General features: G+C 70.9%; 14 protein-coding genes. 2 read left to right on the top strand and 12 right to left on the bottom strand.

The window, feature by feature from the left end; translation table 11 throughout:
• Positions 1 to 8: 8 nt before the first annotated feature.
• Genes hisI through hisD form a run of 8 tightly spaced genes read right to left on the bottom strand, consistent with a single transcriptional unit; the run spans position 9 to position 6377 of the window.
• Entirely contained in the window at positions 9 to 356 is a 348-nt protein-coding gene (hisI, locus tag A5758_RS23320; protein WP_067209639.1) for a phosphoribosyl-AMP cyclohydrolase, read from the bottom strand.
• Positions 353 to 1138: an imidazole glycerol phosphate synthase subunit HisF gene (gene hisF / locus A5758_RS23315; protein WP_067745018.1), complete on the bottom strand. Its 786-nt coding sequence runs from the start codon at positions 1136 to 1138 to the stop codon at positions 353 to 355. Before hisF ends, hisI begins: the two co-directional genes overlap by 4 nt.
• A gap of 1 nt (position 1139) precedes the next feature.
• Positions 1140 to 1943 (bottom strand): inositol monophosphatase, encoded by an 804-nt coding sequence (locus A5758_RS23310; protein ID WP_067209645.1) that lies wholly within the window; start codon positions 1941 to 1943, stop codon positions 1140 to 1142.
• 4 nt (positions 1944 to 1947) lie between these two features.
• Positions 1948 to 2679, bottom strand: a complete 732-nt coding sequence (gene priA, locus A5758_RS23305) for a bifunctional 1-(5-phosphoribosyl)-5-((5-phosphoribosylamino)methylideneamino)imidazole-4-carboxamide isomerase/phosphoribosylanthranilate isomerase PriA (protein ID WP_067745015.1) — start codon at positions 2677 to 2679, stop codon at positions 1948 to 1950.
• Positions 2680 to 2699: 20 nt separating this feature from the next.
• Complete coding sequence (gene hisH, locus A5758_RS23300) at positions 2700 to 3320, bottom strand: imidazole glycerol phosphate synthase subunit HisH (protein WP_067745012.1); 621 nt, start codon at positions 3318 to 3320, stop codon at positions 2700 to 2702.
• A complete protein-coding gene (gene hisB, locus A5758_RS23295) occupies positions 3317 to 3937 on the bottom strand; it encodes an imidazoleglycerol-phosphate dehydratase HisB (protein WP_067204021.1) in 621 nt (206 codons plus the stop codon). Before hisB ends, hisH begins: the two co-directional genes overlap by 4 nt.
• Complete coding sequence (locus tag A5758_RS23290) at positions 3934 to 5064, bottom strand: histidinol-phosphate transaminase (RefSeq protein ID WP_067745008.1); 1131 nt, start codon at positions 5062 to 5064, stop codon at positions 3934 to 3936. Before A5758_RS23290 ends, hisB begins: the two co-directional genes overlap by 4 nt.
• Positions 5061 to 6377, bottom strand: coding sequence for a histidinol dehydrogenase (hisD, locus tag A5758_RS23285; RefSeq protein ID WP_156622764.1), 1317 nt, complete (start codon positions 6375 to 6377; stop codon positions 5061 to 5063). Before hisD ends, A5758_RS23290 begins: the two co-directional genes overlap by 4 nt.
• A gap of 105 nt (positions 6378 to 6482) precedes the next feature.
• Between hisD and A5758_RS23280 the strand changes: the two genes are divergently transcribed.
• Positions 6483 to 6905 carry a nitroreductase family deazaflavin-dependent oxidoreductase gene (locus A5758_RS23280; protein ID WP_067745002.1) on the top strand — a complete coding sequence of 141 codons (423 nt, stop codon included), beginning with the start codon at positions 6483 to 6485 and terminating at the stop codon, positions 6903 to 6905.
• A gap of 98 nt (positions 6906 to 7003) precedes the next feature.
• Here A5758_RS23280 and A5758_RS23275 read toward each other — a convergent pair whose 3' ends face one another.
• Complete coding sequence (locus A5758_RS23275) at positions 7004 to 8032, bottom strand: zinc-binding dehydrogenase (protein WP_067744999.1); 1029 nt, start codon at positions 8030 to 8032, stop codon at positions 7004 to 7006.
• 40 nt (positions 8033 to 8072) lie between these two features.
• Between A5758_RS23275 and A5758_RS23270 the strand changes: the two genes are divergently transcribed.
• Positions 8073 to 8639, top strand: coding sequence for a TetR/AcrR family transcriptional regulator (locus A5758_RS23270; RefSeq protein WP_067744996.1), 567 nt, complete (start codon positions 8073 to 8075; stop codon positions 8637 to 8639).
• 5 nt (positions 8640 to 8644) lie between these two features.
• Here the strand turns inward: A5758_RS23270 and nadC are convergent, their stop codons facing one another.
• The 3 genes from nadC to nadA are packed head-to-tail and all read right to left on the bottom strand — an operon-like array spanning position 8645 to position 12116.
• Positions 8645 to 9496 carry a carboxylating nicotinate-nucleotide diphosphorylase gene (gene nadC / locus A5758_RS23265; RefSeq protein ID WP_067744993.1) on the bottom strand — a complete coding sequence of 284 codons (852 nt, stop codon included), beginning with the start codon at positions 9494 to 9496 and terminating at the stop codon, positions 8645 to 8647.
• Positions 9496 to 11070 (bottom strand): L-aspartate oxidase, encoded by a 1575-nt coding sequence (locus tag A5758_RS23260; protein ID WP_067744990.1) that lies wholly within the window; start codon positions 11068 to 11070, stop codon positions 9496 to 9498. Before A5758_RS23260 ends, nadC begins: the two co-directional genes overlap by 1 nt.
• Positions 11067 to 12116: a quinolinate synthase NadA gene (gene nadA, locus A5758_RS23255; protein WP_067744983.1), complete on the bottom strand. Its 1050-nt coding sequence runs from the start codon at positions 12114 to 12116 to the stop codon at positions 11067 to 11069. The genes A5758_RS23260 and nadA overlap by 4 nt, the downstream gene beginning before the upstream one ends.
• Positions 12117 to 12121: the final 5 nt, after the last annotated feature.

The following is a 12121-nucleotide window of genomic DNA, read 5'->3' as shown; positions in this document are numbered from 1 at the left end:
GCAGCAACCTAGGACTCCGGCGCCAGCAGCAGGTCGGCGTCGAAGCAGCTGTGGTCGCCGGTGTGGCAGGCGGCGCCCACCTGGTCGACCGTCAGCAGCACGGTGTCGCCGTCGCAATCCAGGCGCACCGAGTGCACGTGTTGGGTGTGACCGGACGTCGCGCCCTTGACCCACTGCTCGCCGCGGGACCGCGAAAAATAGGTCGCCTCACGGGTTTCGAGCGTGCGGGCCAGCGCCGCGTCGTCCATCCAGGCGACCATCAGCACGTCGCCGGTGCCACGCTCCTGCACGACGGCGGTGAACAGGCCGTCGGCGTTGCGCTTCAGCCGCGCGGCGATCCGTGGGTCCAGCGTCATCGCACGGTGATCCCTTCGGCGGCCATCGCGGCCTTCACCTGGCCGATGGTCAGCTCCCGGAAGTGAAAGACGCTGGCCGCCAACACCGCATCGGCCCCGGCGGCGACGGCGGGCGCGAAGTGTTCGGCCGCGCCGGCGCCGCCGCTGGCGATCACCGGCACCGTGACCGCCGAGCGCACCGCCTGCAGCATCGGCAGGTCGAACCCGGCCTTGGTGCCGTCGGCGTCCATCGAGTTCAGCAGGATCTCCCCCACGCCCAGATCGGCACCGCGGGAAGCCCACTCGACGGCGTCGATCCCCGTCCCGCGGCGTCCGCCGTGGGTGGTGACCTCCCAACCGGAGGGTGTGGGCACCGATCCCGGGGGGACCGTGCGGGCGTCGACCGACAGCACGATGCATTGAGAGCCGAACTGCCGCGCCATTTCTTCCAGCAGGTCGGGCCGGGCGATCGCGGCCGTGTTGATCGAAACCTTGTCGGCCCCCGCGCGCAGCAAGACGTCGACGTCGGCCACCGTGCGAACCCCGCCGCCGACGGTCAGCGGAATGAAAACCTGTTCGGCCGTGCGGCGCACCACGTCCAGCATGGTCGCCCGGCCCGACGACGAGGCGGTGACGTCGAGAAAGGTGAGCTCGTCGGCGCCCTCGGCGTCGTAGGCGGCCGCGAGCTCGACGGGATCGCCCGCGTCGCGGAGGTTTTCGAAGTTGACCCCCTTGACGACCCGTCCGGCGTCGACGTCGAGGCACGGAATCACCCGCACCGCAAGGCCATTAGCGGTGGACATCTCAGAAGTCCTCCGGTCGGCCCGTGTTGCGCAGGAGCTCGAGTATCTCGGCGTGTGCGCGGGGGCCCGCGGCCAGTGCGGAATCCGACGCGGGGCTCCACGGCTCACCGTGGACGTCGGTCACGACACCACCCGCCGCCCGCACCAGCGCGACGCCGGCGGCGTGGTCCCACACATGACCGCCGAAACTGATCGAGCCACCAAGGACTCCGTCGGCAACGTAGGCCAGGTCAAGTCCGGTGGACCCGTGCATCCGCAACCGCGACGAGACCCGGCTCAGATTCTCCAGCACCGCGATCCGGTAGCGCCCCGGGAACCGGCCCCGCGCGTCGGCGCTGAACGAGCCGGCGCCGATGAGGGCGTCGGCCAGGTCGATGTCGGCCAGCGGCGGCTGCGCGACACCGTTTTTCATCAACGGACCGTCCACCACCGCGGTGTAGCGCTGGTCGACGAAGGGCAGCCAGGTCAGCCCGGCGACCGGATCGCCGTGATGCAGCAGGCCGAGCAGGATCCCCGCCATCGGCGATCCGGCCGCATAGTTGAACGTGCCGTCGACGGGGTCCAGCACCCACACCCACTCCGAGTTGACGTCGGCGCCGCCGAACTCCTCACCGTGCACACCGATGCCGGTCGTCTCTTCCAGCGCGCCGACCACCTGCCGCTCGATCGCGAGGTCGACGTCGGTGGCGAAGTCGTTGCCCTTCTTCTGGACCGCCGAATCGGCGCGGTGGCCGGCCAGGAACGGCTCGGTGGCGTCGTCGAGGATCGCCGAAGCCTTCTCCACCAACGCGTCCAGGTCCGCCACGGCCCTACCCCGCGACCGCGGCCAGCGCCTGCGGCAGGGTGAACCGCCCGGCGTAGAGGGCTTTGCCCACGATGGCGCCCTCGACCCCGCGGTCGGTGAGGGTCGCGATCGCGCGCAGGTCGTCCAGGCTCGACACGCCGCCGGAGGCGATCACCGGGGCGTCGGTGCGCTCGGCGACGGCGGCCAGCAGGTCGAGGTTGGGGCCGCCCAGCGTGCCGTCCTTGGTGACGTCGGTGACGACGAAGCGCGAACACCCTTCGCCGTCAAGGCGTTCCAGCACTTCCCACAGGTCGCCGCCGTCGGTTTCCCAGCCGCGTCCGCGCAGTCGGTGCTGTGCGTCGACGATCTGGACGTCCAGTCCCACGGCCACCTTGTCGCCGTGCTCGCTGATCGCGCGGGCACACCACTGGGGGTTCTCCAAGGCCGCCGTGCCCAGGTTGACCCGGGCGCAGCCGGTGGCCAGCGCCGCGGCCAGCGAGTCGTCGTCACGGATCCCACCGGACAGCTCGACCTGCACGTCGAGCTTGCCGACCACCTCGGCCAGCAGTTCGCGGTTCGAGCCGCGCCCGAACGCCGCGTCCAGGTCGACCAGGTGGATCCATTCCGCCCCGTCGCGCTGCCAGTTCAGCGCCGCGTCCAGCGCCGAGCCGTATTCGGTTTCGCTGCCCGCCTTGCCCTGGACCAGCCGCACGGCGCGGCCGTCGACCACGTCGACCGCGGGCAACAAGATCAACACATTTCCTCCCAAGCCGTTCGTCACAGTGCCTCGATCCAGTTGTGCAGCACTGCCGCACCGGCATCCCCGCTCTTCTCGGGGTGGAACTGGGTGGCCGACAGCGGCCCTTGCTCGACGGCGGCCAGGAAGGGCACCCGGTGGGTGGCCCAGGTGAGCACGGCCTCGGGCGAACCCTCCCAGTTCTGCGCGGCGTAGGAGTGCACGAAATAGAAGCGGGTGTCGGCGTCCAGCCCCTTGAACAGGGTGGTGCCTTCCCCGGCGTCGACGACGTTCCAGCCCATGTGCGGGATCACCGGGGCATCCAGCCGGGTGACCTCTCCCGGCCACTGGCCGCAACCCGTTGTCTGCACACCGAATTCGACGCCGCTGGCGAACAGGATCTGCATGCCCACGCAGACGCCCAGCACCGGGCGCCCGGCGGCGACCCGGTCGGCGATGATGCGGTCCCCCTTGACTCTGCGCAGGCCGGTCATGCAGGCCTCGAAGGCCCCGACGCCGGGCACCACCAGCCCGTCGGCGGCGGCCGCCGCATCGGCGTCGGCGGTCACCTCGACCGATGCGCCCGCCCGCTCGAGCGCGCGCTGGGCCGACCGTAGGTTGCCCGAGCCGTAATCCAGGACCACGACGGATGGTTTTGTCACAGAACACCTTTGGTGGACGGCACGTCCGACACCCGGGGATCGGGCTCGACGGCCTGACGCAACGCGCGCGCCACCGCCTTGTACTGCGCCTCGGTGACGTGGTGCGGGTCGCGCCCGTACAGGACGCGCACGTGCAGCGCGATGCGAGCGTTCATGGCGAGCGACTCGAACACATGCCGGTTGATCACGGTGTGGTAGGGCACCGAGCTGCCGGCAATGGTGGTGTGCCGCAGGTGATCCGGCTCACCGGTGTGCACGCAGTAGGGCCGGCCGGACACGTCGACGACGGCGTGGGCCAGCGTCTCGTCCATCGGGATGAAGGCGTCGCCGAACCGGCGGATGCCCCGCTTGTCGCCCAGGGCCTGGCCGAGCGCCTGCCCCAGCGCGATGGCGGTGTCCTCGATGGTGTGGTGGCCCTCGATCTCGACGTCGCCCTTGGTGCGGACGTTCAGGTCAAAGCTGGCGTGGGTCCCCAGCGCCGTCAGCATGTGGTCGTAGAACGGCACGCCGGTGTCGACGTGGACCTGCCCGGTGCCGTCGAGGTCGAGCTCGATGACGATGTCAGATTCCTTGGTGCGACGCTCGATACGCGCGCGCCGAGTCGCAATAGTGGTCACGGGGCTCCTACTGGGGTGGCTGGGACCAGTTCGGTGGCAGCGATTTGGGCGCTGGCCCGCAGGAACGCGTCGTTCTCTGCGGCCAGTCCGGTCGTGGCCCGCAGGTAGCCGGCAATCCCGACGTCGCGGATCAGGACGCCGGCGTCCAAGTAGCGCTGCCAGGCGGCCGGGGCGTCGGCGAATTGTCCGAACAGTACGAAGTTCGCATCGCTGGGGATCACGCGAAAACCCATGCCGGTCAGGGCGGTTGTGACCCGTTCCCGTTCGGCGATCAGCGCCGCAACGCTACTCAGGGTGTCGTCGGCGTGCCGCAGCGCGGCCCGGGCCGCGGCCTGCGTGACCGACGACAGGTGATACGGCAGCCGGACCAGCAGCATCGCGTCGATCACCGCGGGCGTGGCGATCAGGTAGCCGAGCCGCCCGCCGGCGAAGGCGAACGCCTTGCTCATGGTGCGGGTGACGATGAGCTTGGTCGGATACTCCCGCACCAGCCCGACGGCACTCGGCTCGGAGGAGAACTCACCGTAGGCCTCGTCGACGATCAAGATTCCCGGCACCGCGTCGAGCAGCCGCCGCAGAGCCGGCAACGAAACGCTCTGCCCGGACGGGTTGTTCGGGCTGGCTAGGAAGACCACATCGGGTTGATGTTCGGCGACGGCGGCGACCGCCCTGTCCACGTCGAGGTTGAAGTCGTCCGCGCGGACACCCTCCAGCCATTCCGTGCGCGTGGCGCCGGCGATGATCGGGTGCATCGAGTAGGACGGGGCGAACCCGATCGCGGTGCGCCCGGGCCCGCCGAATGCCTGCAGCAGCTGTTGCAGGATCTCGTTGGATCCGTTTGCGGCCCACACGTTTTCCACCCCGAGCTGCACGCCGGTCTGCGCGGTGAGGTAGCCGGCGAGATCGCGGCGCAGGTCCACCGCGTCGCGATCGGGATAGCGGTGCAGGTCGGCGGCCGCCTCGGCCACCGACCGCACCACATCGTCCACCAGCGCCCGGCTGGGCGGGTGCGGGTTCTCGTTGGTGTTCAGCCGCACCGGGACGGCCAGTTGTGGTGCGCCGTAAGGTGACTTGCCGCGCAAATCCTCGCGCAGGGGCAGGTCGTCCAGCGTGGGGTTTTCGGTCATCGCTCGAACCTCCGCCGGATCGCCTCGCCGTGCGCCGGAAGGTCTTCGGCCTTGGCCAGCGTGACCACGTGTCCCGAGACGTCCTTGAGGGCGGCCTCGGTGTAGTCGACGACGTGGATGCCGCGCAGGAAGGTCTGCACCGACAGGCCGCTGGAATGCCGCGCCGAGCCCGCCGTGGGCAGCACGTGATTGGATCCGGCGCAGTAGTCGCCGAGGCTCACCGGCGAGTACGGACCGACGAAAATGGCTCCGGCCGAACGTATTCGGCTTGCGATCTCCGGCGCGTCGGCGGTCTGGATCTCCAGGTGCTCGGCGGCGTAGGCGTTGACCACCTGGATGGCGGCGTCGAGATCGTCGACCAGGATGATCGCCGACTGGCGGCCGCCGAGCGCGGCGGTCACCCGGTCGCGATGCACGGTGGTGCGTAGCTGGGCGGCCACCTCGGCGTCGGTCGCGGTGGCCAGGTCCTCGCTCGGGGTCACCAGCACGCTGCCCGCCATCTCGTCGTGCTCGGCCTGGCTGATCAGGTCGGCGGCCACGTGCGCCGGGTCGGCGGTGTGGTCGGCGAGGATGGCGATCTCGGTGGGCCCGGCCTCGGCGTCGATGCCGACGCGCGAGCGGCACAGCCGCTTGGCGGCGGTGACGTAGATATTGCCGGGCCCGGTGATCAGGTCGACCGGCGCCAGCTCGGAGCCGTCCGTGTCGGTGCCGCCGCAGGCCAGCAGCGCCACCGCCTGCGCGCCGCCGACGGCCCACACTTCGTCGACCCCGAGTAGCCGGGCGGCGGCCAGGATCGTCGGATGCGGCAGGCCGTCAAAGCGAGCCTGCGGCGGGCTGGCCACCACCAGCGAGTCGACGCCGGCGGCCTGCGCGGGCACCACGTTCATCACCACGCTGGACGGGTACACCGCGTTGCCGCCGGGCACGTACAGGCCCACCCGCTCGACCGGCACCCACCGCTCGGTGACCGTCGCGCCCGGGCCGAGCGTGGTGGTGACGTCGGCACGGCGCTGGTCGGCGTGCACCGCGCGGGTGCGTTCGATCATCACCCGCAGGGCGTCCACGACGTCGGGTTCCAAGCCGGCCAGCGCCGCTTCCAGAGCCGATTCGGGGACCCGGACCGCCGCGGGCCGCACACCGTCAAACGACGCCCCGAATTCCAGCGCCGCCTCGGCGCCGCGCTCGGCCACGGCCTGCACGATCGGCCGCACCTTGGGCAGCACGCTCTCCACGTCGGCGCCGCCGCGCGGGAGCGCGGTCCGCAATCGGGCAGCCGTCAGCTCGACGCCCCGCAGGTCTATGCGGGCCATCACGGGTGCTGAAGCGGTACTCATTGCCTCCATTGTCCCAGAGCAACTCAAGTGGATATCCGCCCGGTACAGTGCCCGTGGAAAGCCCACACAACGCAGGGAGCCGTCATGTCCGCGAAGGATCACCCCAACAACGCCCAGGGCGTCCCGATGGTGTTCCCGCCCTGGTTCGAGCGCTTTCAGATCAAGTATTTCAACCCGGCGGTCAAGCCGATCGCCCGCTTTCTGCCCGGCACGGCGACCATCAAGCACCGCGGCCGCACCTCCGGCACGCCGTACGAGACGGTCATCACCCCCTATCGCAAGGGAAACGTGCTGGCGATCGCGCTGGGCCACGGCAAGACGAACTGGGTCAAGAACGTGCTGGCGGCCGGCGAGGCCGACGTAGCGTTCAGCCGCAACCGCGTGGTGCACATCACCAATCCGCGGATCCTGCCGGCCGGTTCCGAGGGCCCCGACGCCGAACGTCTGCCGCGGATGGCCCGGATGCAGCTCCGGCGGATCGGCGTTTTCGTCGGCGACATCGCCTGAGGCGCGGCGCGCTTTTGGGCGTGCGCTCACGGTGGCGACACGCCGCTGGAGAGCGCCCTGGGCGCACACTCAACGCCCTGGACGCACACTCGAGCGGTCTACGCCCTGGTGAAGACCGTCTTGCCGGTCATCGTCGGCCAGGCCGATGGGGCGTCTTCCCACGCGACGACGCGGTCGACGGCCGGCGACACGTCCAGACCGCCCGCGAGCAGTTCGAGCACGCGCGGGATGACCGTGCGCGCGCTGACGCGTCCGGTGATGAACCGGACGCCGCGCGAGTACATCGGCAGCAGCGGCATCTCGACCTTGTATTCGGGGTAGATCCCGGTGTCGGTGCACACGCCGTCCGGCCAGGTCGCGCGCAGTGTCGCCGCTAACAGCGCCGGATCGCTGGTGGTGTGCACCGTGACCGGGTAAGAGCCCCAAGACTTGTCCGGTTTGGCGGCGTCGTGGACCACCGCGCCGAGCTTCTCGGCGGCGGCCAGCCGCTGCGGGTCGGTGTCGACGTAGTCGACGTGAGCACCCAGCGCCGCGGCGATCGCAGCCGAGTACAGGCCGATCGACAGCCGTCCGAGCACGAGGACGCGGCGATCGACCGGATCCAGTGCCTCCAGTTCTGCCCCAAACGGCCCGACGGTGCGCCAGCCGTCGGGAATGTTGTCCGACAGGGACGCGATGGAGACGGGGTCGACGGCGTCGGGCAACGGGATGAGCATCGCGTCGGCGTACGGGACCAGCACCAGATCCGACATAAAGCCGCCGCCGTCAAGGCCGGCGATCGGTGCCATCCCGTAGGCCGCCATCAATGGCACTACGCTGCACGAACCGGTCACGCCGCGGCGGCATTCGCGGCAGGCCCCGCAGCTGATCTGAAACGGCACCACGACGCGGTCGCCGACCCGGGCGCCCCTGACCTCATCGCCGACGGCGACGACCTCGGCCAATCCTTCGTGGCCCACCGCGTACCCCGGCGGCAAGGGCAGCCGCCCATTGCACACCGCGACGTCGAGGTCGCAACACGCCACCGTCAGCGGCCGGACCAGCGCCTGCTCGGGAGCGCTGAGCTGGGGTTCGGGCAGCTCACGCCACGCGTATCGCCCGGTGTCTTCGTACGTCAGCTGCCTCATCTCTGCATTCTTGAGTGATCACTCAAGTAAAGTCAATAGTGTGCCGAGACCCGACCGCAGCCGCACCGCGTTGATCGATAGGGCCGCCACGCTGTTTCGCCGCCAGGGCTACGCGGCGACAGGCCTGAACCAGATCCTCGAGGAAGCCGGCGTCAAGCCCGGTTCGCTGTATCACCACTTCCCACAGGGCAAACAACAGCTGGCCGCGGCGGTCGTCGAAACCGAAGGCGCCGGCATCGAACAACTGCTGCGGCGGTTCCTGGCGACGGGCCGGCCGGCGGCAGACATCGTCGACCGCTGGATCGATCTGCTCGCCGCGGGGTTGGCCGGCGATCGGCGCGACGGCTGCCCGATCGAGCCGATCGCCACCGAGTCGGTGAACGCCAGCCCGCTGGTGCGCGACGCGTCGGCCCGCGCGTTCAGGGGCTGGTGTGCGGCGGTCGAGCAGCGGCTGTGCTCCGACGGCTGGTCGGCGGCCGAGGCGAAACGGGTGGCGCTGGCCGTGATCTCGCTGATCGAGGGAGCGCTGATCCTGTCCAGGATCTCCGGTGACGCCGGCGCGCTCGACGCCGCCAAACCGGCCGCGCGCACGCTGCTGCGCGGCTAGGACCCTTACATGTCCAGGCCGACATCGAGCGCGCGCACCGAGTGCGTCAGCGCGCCGACGGCCAGGTAGTCCACCCCGGTTGCCGCGTAGGTGGCGGCGTTTTCCAGGCTGAGCCCGCCGGAGGCCTCGAGCAGCACGGCGGGGGCGCGCGCGTCGCGACGCTGCACGGCCATCTGCGCCTGCCACACCGGGAAGTTGTCCAGCAGCACCAGTTCCGGCTTTTCGCCCAGCACCTCGTCCAGCTGCTCGAGGGAGTCCACCTCCACCTCGCACGGCAGATCCGGCGCCGCGTCGCGCACCGCCCGCAGCGCGTCCACCACCGAGCCCGCGGCGACCACGTGGTTGTCCTTGATCAGCGCCGCATCGCCGAGCCCCATCCGGTGGTTGACGCCGCCGCCGACCCGCACCGCGTACTTCTGCAGCGCGCGCAGCCCGGGCAGGGTTTTGCGGGTGTCGCGGACCTTGGCCTTGGTGCCCTCCACGGCCTCGACCCAGGCCGCCGTCGTGGTGGCGATGCCCGACAGGTGACACACCAGGTTCAGCATGGTCCGCTCGGCGGTGAGCAGGCCGCGGGCGTCCGCGCGCACGGTCAGCATCGGCTCGCCCGGCTGCAGCCGGGCGCCGTCCTCGACGCTGTGCACCACTTCGTAGCCCCCGGCGAGGACGGCGTCGAGGACCAGCAGCGCGACCTCGACGCCGGCGATCACGCCCGGCTCGCGGGGCACCATCGACGCCGTGGCCACCGCACCGGCGGGCACCGTCGCGAGGGTGGTGATGTCGGGGCCGTAGCGCAGGTCCTCTTCCAGACCGCGCCGGATGGTGTCCTGAGCGGCGCTTCGTTCGTCGGGCAGCATCATCAGCCCACCGCCGCCAGCGCCTCCACCAGCACCGAGTTGTGGTCGTCGGCCAGCCGCAGCACGCTGCTGCGGGCCTGTTCCGGTGCGGGGTCCGGGTATTCGGCGCGATGGTGGCAGCCCCGGCTCTCGTTGCGGGCCAGGGCCGCGGCGGTCACCGCGCGGGCGGCGACGGTCAACGCGACGTCCTCGAAGTCGCGGCGGCCGGCGATGGGGCGCACCCGCGCCCCCGACAGCGTCTCGGACAAGCGGTGCAGCCCGGCGGCGTCGCGCACCACCGAGGCGTCGCGGCTCATCGCGGCCTGCAATGCGCCGCGTTCCGGGGCGGTGTGGGCGATGGGCTCGGGCTCGACAGCCCTGACGCGCCCGGCCGCCATCGCGTGCGCGGCCGCGGCTTTCCCGGCGCGGCCACCGACCACCAGGCCCTCCAGCAGGCTGTTGGACGCCAGCCGATTGGCGCCGTGCAGTCCGGTGCGCGCCACCTCGCCGGCGGCGAACAGGCCGGGCAATTCCGTCTGGCCGTGCACATCGGTGGCGACGCCGCCGCAGCTGTAGTGCGCCCCCGGCACGACCGGGATGGGCTGACGGACGGGGTCGATGCCGGCTGCGCGGCAGGCGGCGGTCACTGTCGGGAACCGGGTCGCGAAACCTTCGATGCCGCGCGCGTCGAGGAAGACGCACGGGTCGCCGGTGGCCTTCAACCGGGTGTCGATGGCCGCGGCGACGACGTCACGCGGCGCCAGATCGCCCATCGGATGAACACCGGCCGTCACCGAATTGCCTTGCCGGTCAAGGAGTATCGCGCCCTCGCCGCGGATGGCCTCGGTGACCAGCGGGCGCCGGCCGCCGCTCCCACCGAAGAGCATCGTCGGATGGAACTGGATGAACTCCAGGTCGCTGACCGCGACGCCGGCCCACAGTGCCAGCGCGATTCCGTCACCGGTGGAGCCCTCGGGATTGGTGGTCGCGCCGTAGAGGTGCCCGAGACCTCCGGAGGCCAGGATCACCGCGGGCGCGTTGATGATTCCGTAGCCGTCCACGCTGCCCAGCAGGACCCCGGTGACGGCGGCATCGTTGTGCAGCACCCGCAGCGCCACATGGCCGGCGCGGATGTCCAGCCGGGCCGCGGCGTGGTCGAGCGCCCGCTGCACCTCGGCTCCGGTGGCATCGCCGCCGGCGTGCACGATCCGCCGCCGCGAGTGCCCGCCCTCGCGCGTCACGTCCCAGCAGCCCGGGTATGCCTCGTCGAATCGCGCTCCGGCACCGACCAATTCGGACACCGCCCGGTACCCGTCGGCGACGATGGAATACACCGCGTCGGGGTCGCAGAGGCCGGCGCCGGCCGCCAGGGTGTCCGCGACGTGGGCCTCCACCGAGTCATCGTTGTCGGGCAAGACCACCGCGATGCCGCCCTGCGCGTAATGGGTCGCGGTGCCACCCTTCGCCTGGTCGGCCTTACTCAGCACGACGACGCTGCGGCCGGCGCTATGGGCGGCCAGCGCCGCGGCCAATCCCGCGACACCGGTACCGATGACGACGACGTCGGCGCTGTGGGTCCAGGAGGGGCGGACGGTCATTCGCCGCCGCCCGGCTGACCGATTTCGATCATTCGCTGCACGCTGCGGCGGCCCGCCGCCGCGATCTCCGGGTCGACATCGACTTCGTCGGCCCCGTCCACCAGGCAGCGCAGCAGGGCCGCGGGCGTGATCATCTTCATGTACTTGCAGGACGCCCGGTCGTTGACCGCGCGGAAGTCGACCTGCGGGGCGGCCCGGCGCAGCTGATGCAGCATGCCGACCTCGGTGGCGACCAGCACCTTGCGGGCCTGGGTTTGGTGCGCCGCGTCGAGCATGCCGCCGGTGGACAGGATCTTCACCCGATCCGCCGGGAAGGCGCCCTCGCCGGCGAGGTACAACGCCGAAGTGGCACAACCGCATTCGGGATGGACGTAGAGGTCGGCGTCGGGGTTCGCCCGCGCCTGCTCGGACAGCTCGTCGCCGTTGATCCCGGCGTGCACGTGACATTCACCGGCCCACACGTGCATGTTCGTGCGGCCGGTCACCCGGCGCACGTGTGCGCCGAGGAACTGGTCCGGGCAGAACAGCACCTCCCGGTCGGGGTCGATGGACTCGACCACGTCGACCGCGTTGGACGAGGTGCAGCAGATGTCGGTGAGCGCCTTCACGGCGGCGGTGGTGTTGACGTAGGAGACGACGACGGCGCCGGGGTGCTCGTCCTTCCAGGCGCGCAACTCGTCGGGGGTGATGGAGTCGGCCAGTGAGCAGCCGGCCCGCTGATCCGGGATGAGGACCGTCTTGTCGGGGCTGAGGATCTTGGCGGTCTCGGCCATGAAGTGCACCCCGCAGAACACGATGGTGTCCTCGGGCGCCTCGGCGGCGATCCGCGACAGCGCCAGTGAGTCCCCGACGTGGTCGGCGACGTCCTGGATGGCGGGCAGCTGGTAGTTGTGCGCGAGCACCGTGGCGCCGCGCAGCTTCGCCAGTCGGCGAATCTCGGCGGCCCACTGCTCGTCACCCTCCACACCGGCGTAACCGGCGGGTGAATTCGTGACGTCGGCCATCATGTCTTCGGCGAGCGTGTCCATGCGATTTATAACCGTCACGGCGG

The sequence above is a fragment of the Mycobacterium sp. 852014-50255_SCH5639931 genome, from assembly GCF_001665605.1.
GTDB classification, from domain to species: domain Bacteria; phylum Actinomycetota; class Actinomycetes; order Mycobacteriales; family Mycobacteriaceae; genus Mycobacterium; species Mycobacterium paraffinicum.
The sequence above is the reverse complement of the archived record's forward strand: the minus strand, read 5'-3'. Positions and strand labels throughout refer to the sequence as shown.

Bases quoted from the DNA above. Each gene is read 5' to 3' on its own strand.
- hisF (WP_067745018.1), bottom strand. From the start codon at position 1,138: ATGTCCACCGCTAATGGCCTTGCGGTGCGGGTGATTCCGTGCCTCGAC.
- A5758_RS23290 (WP_067745008.1), bottom strand. From the start codon at position 5,064: ATGACCGAAAACCCCACGCTGGACGACCTGCCCCTGCGCGAGGATTTG.
- hisI (WP_067209639.1), bottom strand. From the start codon at position 356: ATGACGCTGGACCCACGGATCGCCGCGCGGCTGAAGCGCAACGCCGAC.
- A5758_RS23275 (WP_067744999.1), bottom strand. From the start codon at position 8,032: ATGAGGCAGCTGACGTACGAAGACACCGGGCGATACGCGTGGCGTGAG.
- nadC (WP_067744993.1), bottom strand. From the start codon at position 9,496: ATGATGCTGCCCGACGAACGAAGCGCCGCTCAGGACACCATCCGGCGC.
- A5758_RS23280 (WP_067745002.1), top strand. From the start codon at position 6,483: ATGTCCGCGAAGGATCACCCCAACAACGCCCAGGGCGTCCCGATGGTG.
- A5758_RS23260 (WP_067744990.1), bottom strand. From the start codon at position 11,070: ATGACCGTCCGCCCCTCCTGGACCCACAGCGCCGACGTCGTCGTCATC.